This is a genomic window from Dyadobacter psychrotolerans (assembly GCF_004349265.1).
In the GTDB taxonomy this organism is placed as follows: domain Bacteria; phylum Bacteroidota; class Bacteroidia; order Cytophagales; family Spirosomataceae; genus Dyadobacter; species Dyadobacter psychrotolerans.
In genome coordinates this window covers 78,514-101,744 of record NZ_SMFL01000016.1, presented here as the reverse complement: position 1 = coordinate 101,744, position 23,231 = coordinate 78,514, and the positions used below count along the sequence as shown (strand labels likewise).

The window sequence follows — 23,231 nt, the reverse complement described above, 5'->3', positions numbered from 1 at the left end:
CCATGAACCACAGAGTTGTAGTAACCGGAATTGGCATTTATTCCTGCCTGGGTGAAAACCTGGATGAGGTTACTAAGTCGTTATATGCTGGCAAAAGCGGAATCGTTTTTGATCAGGTTAGAAAAGATTTTGGTTTTCGTTCAGCATTGACGGGAATGGTTAAGGAGCCGGATCTGAAAAGTATGTTATCGCGCCGTCAGCGGCTGGGTATGCACCAGCCCGCGATTTATGCATATATGTCGACAAGGGAAGCGCTGGAAATGTCGGGCCTGGATATCGAATTTTTGGATAAAACAGAAACGGGTATCATTTTTGGCAACGACAGCACAGCCGCCTCGGTAGTGGAAGCGGTTGAAAAGGCGCGTGAAAAACAGGATACCACACTCATTGGCAGCGGTGCTATTTTTCAAAATATGAATAGCACGGTGAATATGAATCTTTCAACGATTTTTAAACTGAAAGGTATCAATTTTACACTTAGTGCCGCCTGTGCTTCCGGATCACACTCAATCGGGATGGGTTATCTGATGATCAGTCAGGGTTTGCAGGACCGTATCATTTGCGGTGGAGCTCAGGAAATTAATATTGCTTCTATGGCCAGCTTTGACGGTTTGGGGACATTTTCTGTTCACGAATCGGATCCCGGAAAAGCGTCCCGGCCTTTCGATAAAAGCCGTGACGGACTCATACCCAGCGGCGGGGCAGCAACGGTTATACTTGAATCTTATGAAGCCGCGGTCAAACGCGGTGTGCCGATACTTGCCGAACTTATTGGTTATGGTTTCTCGTCCAATGGTGATCATATTTCCAATCCAAGCATGGAAGGCCAAATCCGTTCGCTGGAAATGGCACTCCGCCAGGCAGATATTCATGCTGCGGATATTGACTATATCAATGCCCATGCCACTTCTACGCCTGTTGGCGACGGAATAGAAGCAAAAGCGATTTATGAAGTTTTTGGCAAAGACACGCCTGTAAGTTCTACCAAGTCAATGACTGGACATGAATGCTGGATGGCAGGAGCAAGTGAAATTGTTTACTCTCTTCTGATGATGCAGAACGACTTTATCGCCCCCAATATTAACTTCGAAAATCCCGACGAGGATTCAGCCAAAATCAATATTATCGCTCAAACCAAAAAGCAAAATATTGACTGTTTCCTTTCTAACTCTTTTGGCTTCGGAGGTACCAATTCAACCCTTATTTTCAGGAAGTTTAGGTAAATGTTAACCTTGCCGGAAAGTTCACTTCGTAAACGGTTACCGGTATTTGCAGGAAATGTTTATTTTTGTATGACCTTCCAACTTCAAATAACTCTTTAAAACCAGCGTTTGCCTTGTTGCAAACTTTCCGGTTGCTGCTGGTAATGCAGTAAAATTTGGGAATATTGTGAAACTATCAGAAAAGAATAAATTAATTTTGCAGCTATGTATGCTAAAGACGTTAAGATGAGTTTGGAAGAAGTTATTGAAGAGACCCGGGATTTTCTATCTGAGGAGTTCGAAGTGGACAGGGATTTGATTCTTCCGCAAAACAGTTTAAAAGATACTCTGGATCTGGATAGCCTTGATTACGTAGATCTGGTTGTTCTGATTGAAGAAAACCTCAATATCAAAATCAGTGGTGAAGATTTCAAAGGAATTGTCACTTTTGAAGACTTCTACGGTCTTGTTCAGCAAAAACTTGGATTGTAAGGAGTGATCCGCCATTATGGATAAAAAATGGGACGGCAAAACCAGAGGATCCTTAGCAGGTTATAAGATATTTTTGTTTTTTATAAATTTTTTTGGACTTGGTTTTGCCTACCGGCTTTTGCAGGCTGTTACCTATTATTACTTTTTGTTTGCAGGTAAACCGAGGAAAGCTCTTTTAGATTTTTACCAGAATACCCTTCATATTCCTGTTAATCAGGCGAAAAAACTGGTCCGCAAAAACTTCTATATTTTCGGGCAAACTTTGGTTGACCGGGCCGCATTTTTACTTGGCAAGAATAAACAATTCACGCATCAGTTTGAAAATGAGCAATATCTGATCGATATAAGAGATCAGGGGAAGGGTGGCATTTTACTTAGTGCACACCTGGGAAACTGGGAAACGGCTGGTAATCTTCTCAAAGGTCGTATCACACCAACAATCAACATCGTAATGCTCGATGCAGAAGTGGAAAGCATCAAAAAGTTTATGGAGCTCTCAACCGGAGGATCCCGCTTTAAGATTATTGCAATCAAAGATGATCTTTCACATGTGATTGCCATTCGCAATGCGCTTATTGCCAACGAATTTGTAGCTGTTCATGCCGACCGTTACCTTGAGGGTGCAAAATTTATAGAACTGGATTTTTTGGGCAGAAAGGCTAAATTCCCCTACGGCCCGTTTGTAATTGCTTCGAAATTTGATGCGCCGGTGACCTTTGTATTTGCCGCTAAGAATGGGAAATACAGTTATCATTTAAGTGCAACAGCTCCTATTGTTCAAAAAATGAAGCCCGAACAAATCGCACAGCTTTATGTGACGGAGTTGGAAAATAAGGTTATGCAATATCCGGAGCAATGGTTTAATTATTTTAACTTTTTTCAATAATGATTGTTGCAAAGGAGCACATTGAATCACTTATTCCGCACCGCCCGCCGTTTGTGATGATCGATAATTTGCTGTCTGTAAGTCCGGATCGCTTTGAAACCGATTTTTTTGTTGAAGAAAATAACGTTTTGGTATCAGACGGCTTTTTTCAGGAAGGTGGTTTAATGGAAAATATCGCCCAAACCTGTGCTGCTTCTTTTGGTTACCTGGATGCTCAGCAAGGAGGCGACCCTAAAATTGGTTTTATTGGCGCAATAACCCGGCTGGAAGTATTTCGGCTGCCGGAGGCTCATTCCAGAATAAATACGATTGTTACGCCAACGCATCAGCTTGGTAATATCTTTATGGTAACGGGCCGGAATTATCTGGATGGTAACCTGTTGCTGGAATGCGAGATGAAAATAGTTACAAATTAACCGGCCAAATTTGCAGAAGGGGCAAGGTTATTGTGCTGGTTTCTGCATTAAATGGCAAAAAATGACTATTCTTGCCTGCTTCTAATGAAATGACTGCTATGCTTTTTTCGGAAATTGAAATTGATATAAGATTTAGTGAAACTGATGCGATGGGTGTTGTGTGGCATGGCAACTATTTGAAATTTTTTGAGGACGGCAGAGAGCACTTTGGAAAAACCTTTAATTTGGAGTATCTGGCGATTTTCGATAACGGTTATTTTACACCCATTGTTAAATCAGAAATTGACCACAAAGCACCTGTCTATTATGGTCAGGTAATTAAAGTGATTACAAAGTATGTTCCTTCAAAATCCGCAAAGATTATGTTTGAATATGAAGTTGTGAACATTACAACCGGAGAACTTTGCGCGATTGGAAAAACGATGCAGGTTTTTCTGGATAAAGAAAGCCGGACAATGGAGCTGCTGACACCCGATTTTTACCGTCAGTGGAAGGAGAAGAACAATCAATAGTATACCTTCACATTACCTTAACAGCATTTATCTTTCCGGTATCCGTTTTCCGGCTTTTTGAAATATGATTTACATCGGTGCAGAAGAAATTATAAGTCCGCTGGGTGTCACTGCTGACCAGAATTTCCGGGCTATGGTGAATAACCAGTCAGGCATTTCTTTGGTGGCGGATGCAGGATTAAACAAAACACCGGTTCATCTTTCAAAAATTACCGACCTTCAATTTGAGCATCCTTTTGACAGTTTGCTGGAAAAGGTTTTGATTTCTCTTTCAGAAAAAATTGATTCTGATATAATTACATCTGATCGTACGATTTTGTTGATCAGTTCTACCAAAGGGGCAATCGAAAATATCATCGGCGATCAGTTTGGCCGAAGTGTAGCGTTTATAAAGGAGCGCTTTTCCCTTAGGCACCAGCCTGTTGTGATATCCAACGCATGTATTTCAGGTGTACTGGCCATTAATGCAGGAGCCAATTTTATTAGTGCAGGTTTGTATGATCATGCCATCGTCATTGGCTGTGACCTGGTTTCTGATTTTGTTTTATACGGTTTTCAGTCTCTTTTTGCCATTAGTGAAAAACCCTGCCTGCCTTTTGATTCTGAGCGAAACGGAATAACACTGGGGGAAGCATGCAGCGCTGTTTTGGTTTCTAATTCTCCGTCGGTTTTTAGAGAAGCGCCTTTGCGTTTGTTAAAAGGAACTTCTGCCAATGATGCCAACCATATTTCAGGGCCGTCAAGAACAGGGGAGGGGCTTTTTCGAAGCGTGAAAAAAACGATGGAGATCAATGGAATTTCGGATCAGGATATAGATTTTATTTCCGCTCATGGCACGGCAACCGTTTATAACGATGAAATGGAGTCAATTGCTTTTGACAGGTTAAGTCTGACGCATGTACCCCTGAATAGTTTTAAAGGATACTTCGGACATACACTGGGCGCGGCAGGTGTGATAGAAACAGCTGTGTCAATTCAAATGATCAGAAATGATATTTTGTTAAAAAGTCTGGGTTTTCAGCAAAAAGGTACGTCCGTAACTTTGAATATTATTGAAGAAAACAAACCGTCGGAGCTAAAAACGATTTTAAAAACTGCGTCCGGTTTTGGCGGGGGAAATGCTTCGCTGATCATTCAGAAATTATGAGTTTTATAACTTCATATTGCCATTTAACAAATAAATCCTGTTTTGTAAACGGACAGCTCATTGCAGCCAGAGATACTGACTCGCAGGATAGCTGGCTTAAGCAATTATATAAGGAACAGGAGATTGTTTATCCAAAGTTTTACAAAATGGATACACTTTCCCAAACCGGATTTATTCTCACTGAGCTTCTGAAAAAGGCAAATTCTAACATAATCAATGCATATCAGGATGATGAAATAGCTTTGCTTTTTGCCAACCGGTTTTCCAGTGTTGACAGTGATGTGCGTTTTAAACGTTCCTATCAGGAGCAGGCTTCACCTAGTCCGGCATTGTTTGTTTACACACTGCCAAATATTGTCCTGGGTGAACTGGCAATTTATAACAAATGGTATGGTGAGAATATGTTTGCTGTTTTGCCTAAATTTGCAGCGGATTTTTATATCAATTACGTAGAAATTCTTTTGTCAACGGGATCTGGGGCGAGCTTGTGCGGATGGCTGGATATCGCGGATGAAAAGATCGACGCTTTTTTGTTTTTTGTTGAAAAAGAAGGAAAGGGGAATCAGTTTAATATCGAAAGCCTGCAAAAACTGGCAGGTTTAATTTAATAATAAAAATATCCGGTAATGGATCAATTAAAAGAAGATCTTAAAAAGCAGATCATTGAACAGCTGAACCTGGAAGATATTCAGGTTTCCGAAATCGCAGATGATGCTTTATTATTTAACGACGAAGGTCTTGGCCTGGATTCGATTGATGCACTGGAGCTGATTGTACTGCTTGAAAAATTCCATGGTATTCAGGTAACCAAACCTGAGGAAGGGAAGGAAGCATTCATGTCGATTAATACCATGGCAGACTATATCACCAGAAGAAAAGCGGAACAGGCGGTTTAGGCGGGTTCTGGCAGGATTCTAATTTGAGATTAAATGAGCGTACGTATTACAGGTATTGGTGTTGTTTCTGCCATAGGACTTTCTGTGAAGGAAAACCTGCTTTCTCTTAAAACAGGAAAATCCGGTATTGGACCCGTTCAGTATCTGGATGAAAAACGCGGTTTGCTTGTTGGGGAAGTAAAAGCTTCGAACCAGGAATTACTGGAATATTTAGAAATAAAAAACAAGAATATTTCACGCACTTCCCAGCTCGGACTGGCCGCTGCCAGGCAGGCTCTGGGAACAACCGGAATGGACGCCTCCATAAAAACCGGCATTATCTCCGCAACCTCTGTCGGCGGAATGGACCGGAGCGAGGATTTTTATGTAGATTATTTGTCCGGAGATCATCCTGACTACAACCTGCTTCGGTCTCATGACAGTGGTAACACCACTGAACGAATTGCTGCCGAGTTGGGAATCTCTGGTTACATCAACACACTTTCAACGGCTTGTTCGTCCGGCGTGAATGCGATCATGCTGGGTGCCCGTTTGTTGCTCAACGGCAAGCTGGACAGGGTTTTAGTTGGTGGCACCGATGCGCTGACGAAATTTACCATCAATGGGTTTCGCTCTTTAATGATTTATGATGACCAGTGGTGCCGGCCGTTTGATGAATCCCGGACGGGGTTAAATCTGGGAGAAGGTGCCGGTTTTCTTTTATTGGAAAACGAAAAGAGCATTGCTTTGTCAGGCAATAAAACGCTGTGTTATGTGAATGGCTGGGCTAATGCTGCCGATGCGTACCACCAAACAGCATCGTCGCCGGATGGCAAAGGTGCAACGCTGGCGATTCAAAAGGCTATCAGTTTATCGGGCATCGATGTAAAAAATATTTCTTATATAAATGCGCATGGAACCGGAACGAAGAATAATGATCTCTCCGAGTCAGTTGCTTTGAAGAATGTATTTGGTGATCAGATCCCACCTTTTAGTTCCACAAAACCCTTCACAGGGCATACACTCGCAGCTGCCGGAGCAATTGAGTCGGTATTTTCTATACTGGCCATCACCAATCAACTGATTTATCCCAATCTGAATTTTCAAAATCCGATAGAGGGAACAGGACTTGTACCGGTAACTTCCCTACTGACAAATAAACCGGTAAAGGCGGTATTATCGAATAGTTTTGGTTTCGGGGGTAACAACTCCTCGATCGTATTCTCCAGTGATAACTAATTATATTTCAAGTCTTTGTTTTACATTTCAGCAGCTTCCTCAATCACGCATCAACCGACATTTAAAAATGCCGGATTTTCTGCTTCTTTACACGAACTTACCGAAGACTCTGAGCTGATAAGCCCGAATTACAAGGATTATATTGATGCAGCATTGCTTCGTAGGATGAGCAAAATTCTTCGCATGTCCGTGGCCTGCGCCAAAACTTGTCTGGAAGAAGCTGAAATTTCGCAGCCGGATTCGATCGTGGTAGGAACCGGTCTTGGTTGTTTGCAGGATACAGAAAAATTCCTGGGAACGTTTCTGACCATCGAAGGACTGTTGCCGCCAACATCTTTTATTCAGTCAACTCACAATACGATTGCGGGGCAGATTTCGCTGAGCATAGGAAATCATGGTTACAACATGACGCACACGCAAAATACGCTTTCGTTTGAGCATGCTTTGATCGATTCAATGCTGCTGCTCAGTGAAGATAATGATCATGTGTTGGTAGGAGCTGCGGATGAGTATATTGAAATTCTGGATAAAATTCAGCAAGATCTTCACTTGCCGTTAAGCGGAAAGCTGAGTTCAGGGGCATCATTTTTTATGCTTTCGAAGGAAAGATCGGCAAATTCGCTTGCCGGGATTTCTGCTGTCGAAACAATTGGATTGGTTGAAGATATTCAAACGGAAATTCAGAGATTTTTAACTGAACAAAATATCAGATCTTCGGATCTTGATATGGTTTTATTTCCCGGATTTGAGCTCGGCACCAGTGGAATTATTTTAGATTATTTTATCAATAATGAAGTAGAAATTGACCGTATTGTCGATTACTTACAGTTTTCAGGTATCTATCCGACAACTTCTGCATTCGCCATGCATTATGCCATTGACAGGTTGGGGCAGGATGAGAATTTAAAAAATATACTGGTTTGTAACTGTTTAAATAGTAAAAACCTGGGCTTAACTTTGATACAATCTCTTGAAGCATAACATCGTCACCTTTATTGCCCTCACTACCATTGTAGTAAGCAGTGTCATTTTCATGGAAACCGACTTTATGTGGATTGTTATGGGCGCACTTGGCTTGCTTTATCTGGGAATAACCGCTTACGGTTCCTACCAGATTCAGACGAATTATTTTTTTACATCTATTCATAAAGGGAAAAAAAAGGCAGTTGCTCTGACCTTTGATGATGGTCCGGATCCGGAATTTACCCCGCAAATTTTGGATATTCTAAAAGAGAAAAAGGTGAAAGCAACTTTTTTTGTCATTGGTAAAAAAGCTGAAAAATACCCGGAACTGCTCCGGCGGATTGACGAAGAGGGGCATACTATTGCGAATCATTCTTACAGCCATCATGTATTAATTGCTTTTTTTTCAACCGCCCGTTTAACAAATGATCTTGCGCGCTGCAACGAGGTGATTACTGCGGCGATAGGCAAAACGCCAACACTGTTCCGTCCGCCGTTTGGCGTCACCAACCCACGGTATCCAAAGGCGCTTAGGGAAAATGGCCTTGATTCAATAGGTTGGTCTTTGAGAAGTATGGATACCCAAGCCAGAAACAAGTACCGGCTCATTGACAACATTATTTCAAAATTAAGACGCAGTGATATAATTTTGCTTCATGACCGGCTGGCTGTAACCACTCATGCGCTTGAAGATATCATTGAACACATCAACAGCAGGCGACTGGGCATCGAACCCTTGCCTGCCATCATCAACAAAGACGCTTATGTTAAAGTATAAATTGATTTTTGCAATCCTTGTACTGGTTGGTCAGACAGGCTTTGCACAGGTTTACAAGGCTGTGGCCGATCCGGCGAAAGTGCTTTCGGAACTAAAAAAATCCTCTGCTGCTGCCAATACCATTCAGGCTGATTTCAAGGAAGAAAAATACCTGGCCGTTTTAAAGGATCCGGAGAAGTCATCTGGTATATTTTATTACAAAAAAAATGACAAAATGCGCTGGGAGCAGCAGCAGCCGTTTAAATATGTCATTTTAATTAACGGTGACAAATTGCGTGTCCAGGATGCAGGAAAGGAAAAAAATGTTGGATCAGCTGGGCGTATGGCAGGGCAGATCAAGGAACTGATGATTGGATTGGTAAACGGAGATTTTCAGGATAACAAGGCGTTCAAACAAAGTTTTGCGGAAAACGGCGAACTGTACCAGGTTACGCTTCTGCCGGTTAGCAAGCGGTTGAAAAATGTCTATTCCAAAATTACACTGGTTTTTCCAAAAAGCACTTTACGATTGAAGGAACTTACATTTTTTGAAAAAGGCGGCGACAAAAGTATCATGCGTTTTCAAAATGAGAGGATTAACCAGCCCATTGCAGAAAGCTTGTTTGTGAATCTGTGAGCCGCTTTTCTGTTTTACCTGAACGCTAATTTACCTAAAAGAACAATTGATGTTTTTAAATGATCTTTACACGGTTTTATCATTAAACTCGACTGCGGAAACCATTTCAGCAGAGATCAGAATTGACGAATCCCACCCGGTTTTTGCGGGGCATTTCCCGGGTTCACCGATTACCCCTGGTGTAGTGCAGCTGCAGATAGTAAAAGAGGTTCTCGAAATACATCTTAGGCGGAAACTTGGCATGAAAACAATGCGGAGCTGTAAGTTTTTACAGGTCATCAATCCAATCGAAACTCCGGTTATTACAATAGCTATTAAATTTGAAGATAAGGAACAGTTTCTTGAAGTAATAGCATCTGCAAATCACAGCGGAAACGTATATCTTAAAGCGCAGATGTCTTATTTTACACTTTGAAATAAACCGGCAAACTGCATCACTACGTTAATGACTGATAATGACCCTGAAAGAAATCCGTTGCTGCGTTCTAATTCCCACATACAACAATCAAAACACGCTGCAAAGGGTTATTGACGGTGTGCTTTCTTATGCCCAGGATGTTGATGTGATTGTTATTAACGATGGGTCAACGGATGGGACAGCAGATATTCTTGCCTTTTATGAGGGAAAAATCAGCATATTGACCAACGAAATTAACAGCGGAAAGGGATTTTCGTTACGACGTGGTTTTAAGGAAGCGATCAGGCTTGATTATCAATATGCGATTTCAATTGATTCAGATGGTCAGCATTTGCCTGGTGATATTCCTTTATTTATAGAAGCTGTGGCAGAGAATCCCGGTGCACTGCTGATGGGATCACGAAATATGGAACAGGAAGGTGTGCCTGGGAAAAGTTCTTTTGGTAATAAATTTTCCAACTTCTGGTTCAAATTTGAAACCGGACTTACTCTTCCCGATACCCAAACCGGATTTCGGCTTTATCCACTTGATCCGTTAAAAAAGACCAGACTTTTTACCAGAAAATTTGAAACTGAAATCGAAGTAATCGTTAAGCTTGCCTGGAAAAACGTGCAGATTCTGCCGGTCAATATCAGAGTAATTTATGATAAAAACGAACGTGTAACGCATTTTCGGCCATTTCGTGACTTTACCAGAATCAGCATCCTGAACACCTGGCTGGTGATCCTGACCTTACTTTGGTATTTACCCATACGGCTTTTTCTTTACATTAGAAACAAAGGTCTTTTACAAATCATAAAACAGGAGGCGCTTAAACCACAGGAGAGCAACATCCGCAAGGCTTCGTCGATCGGCTTTGGTTTTTTTATGGGAATTTTACCAATATGGGGTTTCCAGCTTTTGGTAGGCATTCCGCTTTCAGTTTACTTTAAAATGAATAAAGTGCTTTTCCTGACCGCAGCAAACGTCAGCATACCGCCATTTATTCCTTTTATCATCTTCGGGAGTTATCAGTTCGGTGGGTTATTTTATAAAAATGGCGTTCAGCTTACTTCTGTAAAAGATCTTACCCTTGAATCAATCCATGTCAATATTGTGCAGTATCTGCTGGGAGGAACGTTGCTGGCTATTTTTGCAGGTATGGTTAGTTTTGGTATTTCGTTTTTACTGCTAAAAAGTTTCCGAAGGAGTGTTTGATCGAAAGGGGTTCTTCGGCTAAGGCCGGAACAACGATGCGTTTAAATCCCCCGGCGGAAGACGGAGGTTAATGTATAAATTTTCAGTAAAGCTGCGAGTTGACACGCGGTTCGTTCAATGTTTTCTTATATGAAGTTTAACTTTCTTCAATGACAAAAGTTATCAATTCAGCCGATGATCTTTTGGCTTTTTATCAGGCTTCGCTTAAATCGGTTAGGCTGCGTGCGATAGGAATCCAGCTTACGGTGATGGTTTTTTTTGGGGCACTGGCATTTTTTAGCCATCAGTCTGTTTTGTATTTTGTTGGTTTAATCACAGTCGGGATAATTGAAGCAGTCAACAGAAATTATTTTAGAAAGACTTACCGGCGTGTAGCAATTTTTAATGTCTCTTTTCCAACAGCCTGGCAGGAAATTCTGGATGAACATGTTTTGTTTTATAAAACGCTGGATAAAAGAAGAAAATCGCTTTTTGAGAGAAGGGTTCAGCTATTTTTAGCCGAGAAAAAAGTGGAAGGAATTGATACGGAAATTAATGATCAAATTCGTCTTCTGGTTGCTTCAAGTGCAATCATTCCCACATTTGCCTTCCCGGCCTTTGATTATCCTGAACTGAACGAAGTACTGATATATCCTAAGTCTTTCAGCAAGCAATTTGAAATCGAAGGTGCCGACCAATCTTCCGAAAATATTGAAGGAATGGTTGGAAATCGTTACATGAATCATTCGCTGCTTCTTTCCAAGCCTTCCCTTCTGGCTGGTTTCAATGGACGAAAAGGGGAGGAAAATGTCGGTATCCATGAGTTTGTACATTTGCTTGACCGTGAGGACGGAGAGGCTGACGGCATTCCGGAAAGACTTGCGGAAAGCGGTTTTACGCTTCCATGGCTCCATTTGATTAAAAAGGAAATGAATAATATTAGAAGCGGACATTCGGATATCAATCCATACGCCATCACAAACAATGCAGAATTTCTTGCCGTTGTCAGTGAGTATTTTTTTAGCGACCCACAGGAGTTTCACGAAAAACACCCCGAATTATATAATTTTTTATCGGGATTTTATCATCAGCAGTTAGCGGGGTAGTTGGTTGTGTATTATGCTTTGAAAAGCAGTGGGTTAAAGAAAAAAGTATGATGCTGGCGGATTAAAAGTCATGAAAATTTTATAAAAAACATAAGAATTGATCTAAAATAAGCGATCAGACATTTTGTTATGGGGCGTCATTCTCTATATTTACGGGAATTTCAACCTTAACCTAATTTCTGTATCGCGCATGAGTAATATTACCTATTTAGTACCGGCGTTGGGCATCATTGGCTTGCTGGTTATGTTTTTTAAAAGAGGGTGGGTTGTCCGGCAGGATAGCGGAACCCCCGAAATGAAAGAAATTGCAGATGCCATCGCCGACGGCGCTCTGGCCTTTCTCAAAGCCGAATGGCGAGTGCTGATCGTCTTCGGTATTATTGTCAGTATTTTATTGGGTTATTCAGGAACGCTGGTTGAAAATTCCAGTGTTTTCATTGGCGCTTCATTTATCGCAGGCGCGTTTATTTCTGCTTTTGCCGGTTATATCGGAATGAATATCGCCACCAAATCAAACGTTCGTACCACGCAGGCTGCACGGACAAGTCTTACCAAAGCATTGGAAGTTTCCTTCACAGGAGGATCGGTAATGGGAATTGGTGTTGCCAGTTTAGCAGTTATCGGTTTGGGCGGGTTGTTTATCATTCTTTATTCTGTTTTTGTTGGTGACAGCACCGACGTAAATGGATTAGGAATGGAAAAGGTACTCGAAGTATTGGCTGGGTTTTCTTTGGGTGCGGAATCCATCGCTCTTTTTGCACGTGTGGGAGGCGGGATTTATACCAAAGCTGCCGACGTAGGTGCTGACCTTGTTGGTAAAGTCGAGGCCGGAATTCCGGAAGATGATCCGCGTAACCCGGCTACGATTGCAGACAACGTTGGTGATAACGTAGGTGACGTGGCTGGTATGGGTGCGGATTTATTTGGTTCTTATGTGGCTACCATCCTTGCTACAATGGTTTTAGGACGGGAAATCGTTGCCGAAGGTGTCGATAATTTTGGAGGGATTTCTCCAATTCTACTGCCCATGGTCATCGCCGGAATCGGACTTATTGCATCGATCATTAGTATGTTATTGGTTCGTGTCAGCAATGATCAGGGTGATGTGCAGGGAGCTTTGAACCGCGGAAACTGGGGATCAATCATTTTGGTGTTGATTGCGAGTTATCCATTGACAATGTGGATGTTGCCCGAAGGATTGCTAACCATTCGTGGTGTTGATTTTACTGCAATAGATGTCTTCTGGGCAATCTTGTTGGGGTCTATCGTTGGCGCAATTATGTCAACGGTAACAGAGTATTACACCGCAATGGGCAAACGACCTGTTCAGTCAATCGTGAATCAGTCATCTACCGGACATGCAACCAATATTATCGGTGGTCTGTCTGTCGGAATGGAATCGACTGTTATTCCTACATTGGTTTTGGCAGCAGGTATTTTTATCAGTTACGAATTTGCAGGTTTATACGGTGTAGCAATTGCTGCTGCTGGTATGATGGCGACAACTGCCATGCAGCTTGCCATTGATGCATTTGGCCCAATTGCTGATAATGCGGGTGGTATAGCTGAAATGGCACATTTGCCGGAGGAAGTTCGTGGTCGTACAGATATTCTGGACGCAGTTGGAAATACCACTGCGGCTTCCGGAAAAGGGTTTGCTATTGCTTCTGCTGCACTTACTTCACTGGCACTGTTTGCGGCATTCTGTGGTGTCGCAGGAATTAATTCCATTGACATTTATAAGGCAAATGTACTGGCAGGTCTTTTTGTAGGAGCTATGATTCCTTTTATTTTCTCCTCTTTGGCTATTGCCGCGGTGGGACGTGCAGCTATGAAAATGGTTGAAGAAGTACGCCGCCAGTTTCGTGAAATTCCAGGAATTATGGAAGGTACAGCTAAGCCCGAATATGATAAATGTGTGGCCATTTCTACCGAAGCCTCAATTCGCGAGATGGTCGCGCCCGGGCTTATTGCATTGTTGGTTCCGGTTATTGTTGGTTTCCTTTTTGGGCCTGAAGTATTGGGCGGTACCTTGGCGGGCGTTACGGTTTCCGGTGTTTTGATGGGTATTTTTCAGAACAATGCCGGCGGAGCCTGGGACAATGCTAAAAAGTCTTTTGAAAAAGGTGCAGTGATTAATGGTGTAACTTATTATAAAAAATCAGAACCGCATAAAGCTGCTGTGACAGGAGATACCGTAGGCGATCCGTTTAAAGATACGTCTGGTCCTTCGATGAACATTTTGATCAAATTGATGTCTATCGTTTCATTGGTAATTGCACCTCATATTGCGGTGGAAAAAATTGTCAGCGAAGTGCAGGTTGTTGAAGAAGAGGTCATAAGTTTACCACCTCCAATAGTAAGCGCAAATACACTGGATCTGAACGGAATCAAATTAAACATTGCAGGTTCCGGCAATCCTGTGGAAACCTCTCTGCTTGATTTTATCAAATCTGATTCCAGGGCTGACAAGGAAACCTGGTTTGACTTTGACCGTTTATTGTTTGAAACAGGCAGTGACAAGCTAAAACCGGAATCGGAGGAGCAGCTCGAAAATGTTGCCGAGATTTTGAAAGCGTATCCGGATGTTAACGTAAAACTGGGAGGATACACGGATAATACCGGAGATCCGGTAAGCAATTTGAAACTCTCCACGGACAGGGCCAATTCAGTTAAAAAATCACTTACAGATTTAGGAATAGAAAAGTCCCGGCTGGAATCAGAAGGTTACGGCCAGGAGCATCCGGTGGCCTCAAATGAGACTGAGGCCGGCAGAGCTAAAAACCGTCGTATTTCGATTAGGGTAACAAAGAAATAATTTTAATAATACTTAAAAGACTTTCCAGGTTTCAAAAGACTTTCCAAGTTTCAAAAACTTGGAAAGTCTAACCAACCTCAGCTGAATTTCTTCTTCAGATAATTCAGCGAAAGCTTGTAAGCATCAGCCGTTGCAGCCGGATCATGCTTGGGATTGCTCGGATTGGCAAACCCGTGAACTGCATCATACATTTTAATCGTCACCTGTTTTCCGGCAGTTTTCATATCTTTTTTAAACTGAGCTACCACAGCCGGAGAAATACCCTGATCCTGACTTCCGAAAATACCAAGAACATCTGTATTTAATGTTTTTAGTTTTTCCACATCCTTCTCAGGCGTTCCGTAGTACATCACGCAGCCAACCATTTGTTTCTGTTCTAAAATTGCGCTTTGAAGTGAAAGCATACCGCCAAAGCACCAGCCGATTGAAGCAATTTTAGCATCTTTACCCACAAAGGATATAGCGCCTCTGGTAATTGCCGCAAGTCTTTCCTTACTTGCTGATTGCATTAGTTTCCCGGCTTCTTCACGGGTCTCGCCAACTTTTCCATCATACATATCCAACGCAATTACATTTACATCACCCAGGTCTCTATATAGCTTGGCCGACTCTTGTTTGATGTTGTCGTTGAGTCCCCACCATTCCTGATAAACCAAAAGCCACTTTTTCGATTTTTTTGCTGATTTCAAAAGAAATCCTGACGCTGTCGTCCCATCCGGAGTTGGGAAACTGACCATTTCTCCTGCACCTTGATAATGAAATGGAGCCGGAAGTTCATGAAGCATCTGAAAAGAAGGATCCGCCGCTAAAAAGGCCATATCGTTGCTGCCCAAAGGTGTGTGGCAAATCGGAATTACAGTTGACACAGTTGTTACCGGTTTCTCGGGTGCATAAACATTCATCAGGAAAAACGTAACCAACATAAAAATTGCTTTCATAGTAATAAGTGGATTTTAAGTTTTTAAAACAAAAGTTTGCCGTTTGGTTGAAAACTAAAAGTAGCTACTTTTAGTGCTGTTTGAAAATAATGAATTTACGACGCGTTTAAAGTCAGAAATTTACTTTGATTGTTAAGACAATGTCTCCGATATAATTATATTGTTTAATCGTTGTACTTATTAGAAAACAGGAACTTAAAGTAACATTTTTGCCGTTAGACCTACATTAAGTTCTATTTTGAGTATGAGTCGCAAACGATATTCCTTCATCATCCTGATACTGGGCTCGCTGGCTACAATCAGCCCGTTTTCCATTGACATGTATCTGCCGGGTTTCCCGACAATTGCCAAAGACCTGCACACAACCATTGATAAAGTGCAGCTTTCACTTACCAGTTACCTGGTGGGAATCTGTCTTGGACAAATTTTGTACGGGCCTCTTTTAGATAGGTTTGGAAGAAAAATTCCACTTTATGTAGGCTTGGGTTTGTATATGTTGGCTTCCATTGGCTGCGCGATGACATCCACCGTGGACTCACTTATACTGATGCGTTTTCTTCAGGCAATGGGTGGTTGTGTGGGATTAGTCGCATCACAGGCACTTGTCAGCGATATATTTCCTTCCAATAAAAGGGCTGAAGTTTTTTCGATGATCACCCTGGTTATCGCCGTTTCACCGATGATAGCGCCGACCGTCGGTGGTTACGTTACTATGGGTTTTAGCTGGCATTGGCTGTTTATCATTCTGGCTGGTATTGTTTCGATCATGATCGCCGGAATTTATTTCTTTCTGCCAACTGGTCAGATGCCGGATCGTTCCGTTTCGCTTAAACCCAAATCGGTAATGGGCAGTTATTTTACCGTAATCAGCCAGCCGCAGTTTCTTATTTACACGCTTGCCGGAGGTTTGGCTACTGCGGCTCCGTTTGCCTATATTTCAGGCTCATCGGATGTGTTTATGAATATTTACAAAGTCAGTGCTCAGCAATATGGCTGGATCTTTGGTTTGCTGGCTTTCGCAATGATTGGCTCCACGCAGCTGAATCATTTTCTTTTAAAAAAATATAAAAGCCAGGAGATCATCAAAATCACTCTGGTGTACCAAAGCATAGTCGGTATCGTACTAATCGCCGGTGTTTACAACAACTGGTTTGGCTTGTACAGTCTGATTGCCATGATGTTCATTTTCCTTACCGGACAGGGATTGACTGGTCCCAATACATCGGCGCTTTCGCTGGCTCCTTTTAAGAAACATACCGGAAGTGCTTCTGCACTGATGGGAAGCTGGAGAATGGGAGCGGGAGCGATCATTTCCGGAATTGTAAGTTTTTTACATAACAATACAGCTATGCCTATGGTTGGTATGATGGCTTTTTGTTCAATCGGCGGACTGGTAATTCTGTATCTGGGTAATGCTACCGTTTTGCAGAGAGCTTCAAGAGGTGAGGTTGAGGATAGTGTTTCTGTGTTGCTGTAATTACTGTCTATCTAATTTCTAAGCCATTATTATCCGGCCAAGAATAGAAAAGATAATAAAGGGGGAAAGCACCAGTACAATAGGCAGCAGAAGATTCACTGTGGATCTGCCGAATGTAAAATTCTGTGCAGCTGAAATACCCTTCACAATCAGATACATAGACCAGAAAGTCAAGACTAACTGCGGTAACAAAAGCAATAGTTCCAGGATGTTGAATTCAAAGTTCAGCGGTGTACGAAATACGTCCTGAACTAAAATAAGAATTCGTAGAATTACAAAAATGAAAGAGCAGATTTGCGGGATCGAGGACCATGCCAACACCGTAACGATCTGGTCTGTTTCAGCTTTTCCCTTAAGCCATTTACGACCTGTCCAGCTTATTAGAAACCCACATAAGTTAAATAAAAAAAAGTTATAAAGGAGGTAATAGGTACAATAAGTAAAACTTTTAGGATTGGATTTTCATCGAATGGAAATCTGGTATACGCACGGGAAAATGCTCCGGTTACCGAAGCCAGAATTAGTAATAAGGTTACATGCTTTTTTGGATCATATTTAAATAGATACTGGAATACCTCCTGTGGTCTTAACCAGATTTTTTTTAATAGAGCAGTAGTTTGCATTTCCGTTTGTTTGAAGTCGTTTTCCATTATTTGTAGTTGAGTGAGATAAGTAATCGTTGTCAAGGAAGATTTTTTATCGAGTTATACAAAATTTCAATATACCTCTCCCGGTTGATATCAAAAACAACTTCAACATTAGGCTTCTTTCCAGTCACTCCATAGAAATCCACGACAGTTGTTCCCGATGTTAGTGTTCCATTGATTTCTACATCAACAAAACAAGGCTTGCTGACAAACATATCCGGTTCGATCAGCCAGGCAATGGCACAGGGGTCATGCAAAGCTGCTCCTCCATTCAGTTCTGTGCAGGTAGTTCTGTAAAAGATTGAAAAGAAATCCATCAGATCTGCTGCCGCCAGTCCCGATTTGTTACCGAGTGACCGAAACAGGTCGATATCCTTCTGAAAAACCAGCGCCTTGTGTGTCACGTCCAGGCCACACATGGTTATGGGTATTCCGCTTTTGAAAACAAGATGTGCTGCTTCCGGATCAACGAAAATATTAAACTCAGCCAACGGAGTTATGTTTCCACGGAATATGCCTCCACCCATTAGAGAAATTCGCCCGATTTTGTCTTTCAGGTGCGGATAGGCCAGCAGGAAGGTTGCAATGTTGGTAAGCGGCCCGGTGGGTACCAGTATAACTTTTTCATCAGATTCAGTCAGGACTTTGGCAATTCCTTCAACTGCTGACAGGAAATCAGGTTTTATTGTGGGTTGTGGAAGAGATGGACAGTCAAGCCCGGTTTCACCGTGCACATGGTCGGCAATAATCAAATCCCGAAACATAGGCTTTTCTGCACCCTTGTAAACGGGTACATTAGCGCCAATCAGTGTTAATATTTTTAGGGCATTATTTAATGTTTTTTCCTGAGTCTGGTTTCCTGCCGAAGTGGTTATTGCTTTTATATCAAATTTACCGCTTCCGAAAGCAAGCATCAGCATCAGGGCATCGTCATGGCCAGGGTCACAGTCGATAATTACAGGTATTTTATTCATTTGGTCATGAAGAGGTTAATTCAATTCTTTGAGGAAAGGGGCAGAGCTTTGCGCACCCATACGGGTAACCGACAACGCAGCCGCATTACATGCAAATTCACAGGCTTCAATCCAGTCTTTTCCATTCGACAAAGCCGCCAGAACAGCTCCGTTAAATACATCTCCGGCGGCGGTTGTATCCATGGGATCGACTTCAACGGCTGGAATAATCTGAGAATAGCTGTTATTTGATAAAAAAACACCGTCTTTTCCAAGTGTAATAACCACGTTTTCAACTCCTTTTTGGTGGAAAAATGATGCTGCCTGTTCTAACTTTTCAGGATTTTCAGGAAGAATGCCCGTTAAAAGCTGCGTTTCTGTTTCGTTGGGTGTGATCAGGTATATATCTTTTAAAAGTTCATCCTTTAAAGTGTCAGCTGGTGCGGGGTTCAGGATAACTTTTATATTTAATGACGCGCATTTTTTTACTACATATTCAATGGTCTGCATCGGAATTTCGAGCTGAACCAAAGCCCATTCAACGTTTTCAAAAATGGCATCCGGCAAATCCTGCGGCTTCAAGTCCATGTTTGCGCCTGATGCTACGACGATTTGATTTTCACCTTTTTCATTGACAGATATCAATGCCACCCCGGAGGCAAAATCATTGGTTTGAATTAAAAACTGCGTGTCAAGATCTTCTTTTACAAACCCTTCCGCAGCTTGTTTGCCAAAAATGTCATTTCCTGTTTTAGCCACAAAACGAACATTAGCCCCCAGCCGGGCTGCGGCGACAGCCTGGTTGGCTCCCTTGCCACCCGGGTTCATGAAGAACTTTCCACCCAAAACGGTTTCGCCCGGCTTTGGAAATGCTGCCGTTTTTACGACCATATCCGTATTGGAACTTCCGATCACCAGTACTTTTTTGCTCATTTAAACTTCACCGTTTACGTAAAGAACGTTTATTTACTAAAATGCCTAATCCAAAATGCAGCGGATAATTGTAAATCTGTTGCCCTGTTTTTTTTGCTATATCTAAGACAGCTTTTTTTACATCGGGGTAGCTTTCCGTATCATGGAATAGGGTACAGTCGCTATGCTGTGAAGCCCAAAGTCCGCATTGGTATGTATCTTCATAAGTATGTACGATGTCAACATGTGCCAGATCATAGTGCTCAGAATCCCGCCTGATCCAATCCTTATAATCCGATTTAAATAGCTTGATACCATTGAAAGAAGCCAGTCTTTGCTGAGTTTCCTCATAATGCTGGTTTTTGTTAGTGGTATGAATGTCGCCTTCAAAGGTATCAACTCCAATTACGTTATTAAAATAATTGGAGAGTACCACAGCAGAATAACCGAATTCAACTCCGAACTCTATACAGGTATTATTCCCAAGACCGAATTGTAGCTGAATGTCTTCAATGATCATTTCCAGGCCCTGCCATGCAGAAACAATGTCAATCATTTTTTCGGGTTTGACGTATTTCTTTGGCTTATATTCTTTAATGTAAAGAGGATCCTTTTTTGCAAAAAAGGTTTTAAAGTTAATCATCGCTATATCTTGTTTTGTTTGTTAGGGGACAAGCCGTCTTATCAGCTCTTTGGTACAAGGTATCAATTGTTTTCAACTATTATAACGATGTTATGCCGGGAATTTGATATTGAGCACAATCCGGATTTGTAATTTGAAAGGATTAATTTAACTTGTCATGCTTTCAAATCAAAAGAACCTCAACATGTTCAAAAATCTGCTTTTTGCCATCGCATTTGGCTTAATAATGCAATCCTGCAATAAAAAAACATCGGGAGAAGAATCTATGCCTGCTATAAAAGAGGTTTTCGACAAGTATTATCAGGAACGTCTTCCGCTGTATCCTTTGGAAGCGACCATGAACGGAGACAATCGTTACAACGACCAGATGTCTGACGATCTGACCAAAGCAGGGAAAGAAAAACTCATTGCTTTTTACAAAAAATATCAGACAGAACTGGCAAAGTATGATCGTGAAAAGCTTTCATCCGAAGAAAAGGTGAGTTGGGATCTTTTGAGTTGGGAATGTTCGATCAACCTGGAAGGACTGAGTTTTCCAACGGAGCTTATGCCCTTGAACCAGATATTTTCCACCCATTTGATGATCGCGCAAATAGCTGGCGGGACAAGTCTTCAGCCTTTTAAAACAGTGAAGGATTATGATAACTGGCTGAAACGGGTGGATGGTTTTGTCGTATGGTGCGATACGGCAGTGGTCAACATGAGAAACGGAGTGAAACAAGGTTATATATTACCAAAACCGTTGATAGAAAAAATGATCCCTCAGCTTTCCGGTATGGATCATGGACCGGTGGCTGAACATTTGTTTTATACACCTGCTAAAAATTTCCCAAAGGATTTTTCAGCCGAAGATAAAAGCAGACTCGAAAAGCAGTATGCTGCAATGGTCGAAAGCAAGATTATACCAACGTTCAAGAAACTGCATGATTTTGTAAAAACTGAATATCTGACAGCTGGCCGGAGTACTTCCGGATTTGATGCATTGCCGAATGGAAAAGCGCTTTATAATTACTTTATCAAATATTACACAACGACTGAAATGACTGCCGATGAAATTCATCAGATTGGTCTGGATGAAGTGGCGCGTATTTCAGGTGAAATGGAGAAAGTCAAACAGCAGGTTGGTTTTAAAGGAGACTTAAAATCGTTTTTTGATGATGTAAGAAATAATAAAAAGCTGATGCCGTTTACCAAACCTGAGCAGGTGATTGCGAACTTTAATAAGATTCATGAAACCATGAAACCGAATCTTAAAAAGCTTTTTGATCTGACACCAAAATCAGCATTTGAGGTTAGGAGAACGGAAGCTTTCAGGGAAAAATCGGCTTCCGCAGAATACAATCCGGGTCTGGCCGACGGCTCACGTCCCGGGGTATTTTATGTGCCTGTTCCGGATGCAAAAACCTATAATGTGGTTTCTGATGAAAGTCTTTTTTTACACGAAGCAATTCCCGGTCATCATTACCAGATTTCACTTCAGCAGGAAAACAAAGCACTTCCTGATTTTCGTAAGAACTTGTGGTACAGCGCATACGGTGAAGGCTGGGCCTTATATTGCGAGTCACTGGGGAAAGAACTGGGTTTATACACGGATCCATATCAATACTTTGGCATGTTAAGCGCTGAAATGCACCGGGCAATTCGGCTTGTGGTGGATACAGGTTTGCATTCCAAAGGCTGGACCCGTGAAAAGGCGATCCAGTATTCTCTGGATCACGAAGCGGAGTCACAAGAAAGTATTACTGCTGAGATTGAAAGATATATGGCCGGTGCCGGACAAGCTTTGTCTTATAAAATCGGCCAGTTGAAAATCCGTTCGCTGAGGTCCAAAGCAGAATCTGAATTGGGTGATAAATTTAAGATCAGTGACTTTCACAATCTGGTTTTAGAATCCGGCTGTGTTCCGTTAAAATTACTGGAAGACAAAGCGAATGTTTGGATAACCAGCAAGAAATAAACATTTGACCTCTTAAAAAACGCGGCAGGTAGTTTTTCCTGCCGCGTTTTTGATTTCAGAAGTAAAGGACCTGACAATTGGTGCAGAAATAACTTCTCCTTTTTGTTTTGCCCAGATATTCCTTAATAAACGGGATACGGCAACGGGGACACATTTTTTTTGTATGCGCCAGCCAGTGTTTCTTTAAAGTGAATTCCAATTTCCAGGTAAGAAAATCAAAGCTGTAATTCCTGGTTTCTTTTACAATTTCCACCAACTTTTCCTGAGGTAATTTTCCGATCTGGCTAAGCGGATGAATTCTTGTGCGGAAGAGAACTTCATTTTTTATGATATTTCCGCTCCCCGCAAAAATATCCTGATTCAGCAGTGCATCACAAGCAAGCATTTTAGGAGTGTCCTTCAGTTTTTTTAAGGCTTTTTCTGCGTTCCAGTCATCGGACATGATATCACCACTCCAGTCATAAAGTTCATACGCCGGCTGATCAAAAATTTTAACCGAACAAGAATAGAAATTCAGTTCCGCGTTGGCAAACTGCAGACTTAACCGGGCAGGTGTATCCTTTCTTCCGTCGATTTTGTATAATCCAAAAAGCATAAAGTGAATCCGCAGGGTGAAATTTTCGAAGCAAACAAGAAAATGTTTGCCCCAAGATTTGAAGTCAATAACCTGTTGATGAATCAGCCTGTCCTTATCAATTTTGCTGTTTCCTTCAACATGCAGGATTTCCTTTCCATTTAGTCTCAGGGCAGCGACTTCTTCTCTTAAAATTACAATGGAAGGTCCTTCCGGCATGGCTTAGCAATTTAGATTGTGGCATGGATTAGCTAAAATCTGTGCCAGCTTTAAAAAAATGCCTGTACTATCCTTTACTTTTTAAGAATGTTGAACTAATGAGTATAGCTTTTTAGATACGCTTCTAGTAAAATAATTTAAATAAATATTCATAAAGTACATTATAAATAGCATTTTGTACATTCACATTTAATTGTAAACAGGCAAATTTGCCTGATCTGACGGATATAGAAAAAGAGTAGGAATCTGATTCCCGTTCTTTATCT

General features: G+C 41.7%; 23 protein-coding genes and 1 pseudogene. 18 read left to right on the top strand and 6 right to left on the bottom strand.

Annotation, left to right across the window (positions count from 1 at the left end):
* Positions 1-2: 2 nt before the first annotated feature.
* From E0F88_RS28775 to E0F88_RS28700, 16 genes are all read left to right on the top strand, one after another.
* A complete protein-coding gene (locus tag E0F88_RS28775; RefSeq protein WP_131961797.1) occupies positions 3-1,223 on the top strand; it encodes a beta-ketoacyl-[acyl-carrier-protein] synthase family protein in 1,221 nt (406 codons plus the stop codon).
* 204 nt (positions 1,224-1,427) lie between these two features.
* Positions 1,428-1,694, top strand: a complete 267-nt coding sequence (locus E0F88_RS28770; RefSeq protein ID WP_131961796.1) for a phosphopantetheine-binding protein — start codon at positions 1,428-1,430, stop codon at positions 1,692-1,694.
* Positions 1,695-1,710: 16 nt separating this feature from the next.
* Positions 1,711-2,580 (top strand): lysophospholipid acyltransferase family protein, encoded by an 870-nt coding sequence (locus E0F88_RS28765; RefSeq protein WP_131961795.1) that lies wholly within the window; start codon positions 1,711-1,713, stop codon positions 2,578-2,580.
* Positions 2,580-2,996, top strand: coding sequence for a hotdog family protein (locus E0F88_RS28760; RefSeq protein ID WP_131961794.1), 417 nt, complete (start codon positions 2,580-2,582; stop codon positions 2,994-2,996). Before E0F88_RS28765 ends, E0F88_RS28760 begins: the two co-directional genes overlap by 1 nt.
* 71 nt (positions 2,997-3,067) lie before the next feature.
* Positions 3,068-3,508: an acyl-CoA thioesterase gene (locus E0F88_RS28755; RefSeq protein ID WP_229213945.1), complete on the top strand. Its 441-nt coding sequence runs from the start codon at positions 3,068-3,070 to the stop codon at positions 3,506-3,508.
* Between the two features lie 64 nt (positions 3,509-3,572).
* Positions 3,573-4,655, top strand: a complete 1,083-nt coding sequence (locus E0F88_RS28750) for a beta-ketoacyl synthase N-terminal-like domain-containing protein (protein ID WP_131961792.1) — start codon at positions 3,573-3,575, stop codon at positions 4,653-4,655.
* A complete protein-coding gene (locus E0F88_RS28745) occupies positions 4,652-5,263 on the top strand; it encodes a hypothetical protein (protein WP_131961791.1) in 612 nt (203 codons plus the stop codon). Before E0F88_RS28750 ends, E0F88_RS28745 begins: the two co-directional genes overlap by 4 nt.
* Positions 5,264-5,281: 18 nt before the next feature.
* Positions 5,282-5,551 carry a phosphopantetheine-binding protein gene (locus tag E0F88_RS28740; protein WP_131961790.1) on the top strand — a complete coding sequence of 90 codons (270 nt, stop codon included), beginning with the start codon at positions 5,282-5,284 and terminating at the stop codon, positions 5,549-5,551.
* Positions 5,552-5,584: 33 nt separating this feature from the next.
* The gene (locus E0F88_RS28735) at positions 5,585-6,769 is read left to right on the top strand and encodes a beta-ketoacyl-[acyl-carrier-protein] synthase family protein (protein ID WP_131961789.1); all 1,185 of its coding nucleotides are present in this window, start codon (positions 5,585-5,587) and stop codon (positions 6,767-6,769) included.
* Positions 6,770-6,784: 15 nt separating this feature from the next.
* Complete coding sequence (locus E0F88_RS28730) at positions 6,785-7,750, top strand: beta-ketoacyl synthase chain length factor (RefSeq protein ID WP_131961788.1); 966 nt, start codon at positions 6,785-6,787, stop codon at positions 7,748-7,750.
* Positions 7,740-8,510, top strand: coding sequence for a polysaccharide deacetylase family protein (locus E0F88_RS28725; protein WP_131961787.1), 771 nt, complete (start codon positions 7,740-7,742; stop codon positions 8,508-8,510). The genes E0F88_RS28730 and E0F88_RS28725 overlap by 11 nt, the downstream gene beginning before the upstream one ends.
* Positions 8,497-9,126 (top strand): flexirubin biosynthesis/transport protein LolA2, encoded by a 630-nt coding sequence (gene lolA2 / locus E0F88_RS28720; RefSeq protein ID WP_131961786.1) that lies wholly within the window; start codon positions 8,497-8,499, stop codon positions 9,124-9,126. Before E0F88_RS28725 ends, lolA2 begins: the two co-directional genes overlap by 14 nt.
* A 49-nt stretch (positions 9,127-9,175) precedes the next feature.
* Complete coding sequence (locus E0F88_RS28715) at positions 9,176-9,541, top strand: ApeI family dehydratase (RefSeq protein WP_131961785.1); 366 nt, start codon at positions 9,176-9,178, stop codon at positions 9,539-9,541.
* Positions 9,542-9,581: 40 nt separating this feature from the next.
* A complete protein-coding gene (locus tag E0F88_RS28710; protein ID WP_131961784.1) occupies positions 9,582-10,742 on the top strand; it encodes a DUF2062 domain-containing protein in 1,161 nt (386 codons plus the stop codon).
* A gap of 149 nt (positions 10,743-10,891) precedes the next feature.
* Positions 10,892-11,827 carry a M90 family metallopeptidase gene (locus E0F88_RS28705; protein WP_131961783.1) on the top strand — a complete coding sequence of 312 codons (936 nt, stop codon included), beginning with the start codon at positions 10,892-10,894 and terminating at the stop codon, positions 11,825-11,827.
* Positions 11,828-12,017: 190 nt separating this feature from the next.
* Positions 12,018-14,645, top strand: coding sequence for a sodium-translocating pyrophosphatase (locus E0F88_RS28700; protein ID WP_131961782.1), 2,628 nt, complete (start codon positions 12,018-12,020; stop codon positions 14,643-14,645).
* Between the two features lie 77 nt (positions 14,646-14,722).
* Here E0F88_RS28700 and E0F88_RS28695 read toward each other — a convergent pair whose 3' ends face one another.
* Complete coding sequence (locus tag E0F88_RS28695) at positions 14,723-15,583, bottom strand: dienelactone hydrolase family protein (protein ID WP_131961781.1); 861 nt, start codon at positions 15,581-15,583, stop codon at positions 14,723-14,725.
* Positions 15,584-15,827: 244 nt separating this feature from the next.
* Here E0F88_RS28695 and E0F88_RS28690 point away from each other — a divergent pair, with 244 nt between their 5' ends.
* Positions 15,828-17,060, top strand: coding sequence for a multidrug effflux MFS transporter (locus tag E0F88_RS28690; protein WP_131961780.1), 1,233 nt, complete (start codon positions 15,828-15,830; stop codon positions 17,058-17,060).
* A gap of 18 nt (positions 17,061-17,078) precedes the next feature.
* Here E0F88_RS28690 and E0F88_RS34895 read toward each other — a convergent pair.
* From E0F88_RS34895 to E0F88_RS28670, 4 genes and pseudogenes are all read right to left on the bottom strand, one after another.
* A pseudogene (locus E0F88_RS34895) lies at positions 17,079-17,456 on the bottom strand (YIP1 family protein); the annotation flags it as partial.
* Positions 17,457-17,742: 286 nt separating this feature from the next.
* A complete protein-coding gene (locus tag E0F88_RS28680) occupies positions 17,743-18,681 on the bottom strand; it encodes a nucleoside hydrolase (protein ID WP_131961779.1) in 939 nt (312 codons plus the stop codon).
* 15 nt (positions 18,682-18,696) lie between these two features.
* Complete coding sequence (rbsK, locus tag E0F88_RS28675) at positions 18,697-19,593, bottom strand: ribokinase (RefSeq protein WP_131961778.1); 897 nt, start codon at positions 19,591-19,593, stop codon at positions 18,697-18,699.
* A 7-nt stretch (positions 19,594-19,600) separates the two neighbouring features.
* Positions 19,601-20,215 carry a class I SAM-dependent methyltransferase gene (locus E0F88_RS28670; RefSeq protein WP_131961777.1) on the bottom strand — a complete coding sequence of 205 codons (615 nt, stop codon included), beginning with the start codon at positions 20,213-20,215 and terminating at the stop codon, positions 19,601-19,603.
* A gap of 157 nt (positions 20,216-20,372) precedes the next feature.
* Between E0F88_RS28670 and E0F88_RS28665 the strand changes: the two genes are divergently transcribed.
* Positions 20,373-22,172 carry a DUF885 domain-containing protein gene (locus tag E0F88_RS28665; protein ID WP_229213944.1) on the top strand — a complete coding sequence of 600 codons (1,800 nt, stop codon included), beginning with the start codon at positions 20,373-20,375 and terminating at the stop codon, positions 22,170-22,172.
* Positions 22,173-22,227: 55 nt separating this feature from the next.
* On the opposite strand, the gene E0F88_RS28660 is transcribed toward E0F88_RS28665, so the two are convergent.
* On the bottom strand, positions 22,228-22,965 hold the full coding sequence (locus E0F88_RS28660) for a DNA-formamidopyrimidine glycosylase family protein (RefSeq protein WP_131961776.1): 738 nt from the start codon (positions 22,963-22,965) through the stop codon (positions 22,228-22,230).
* Positions 22,966-23,231 lie beyond the last annotated feature (266 nt).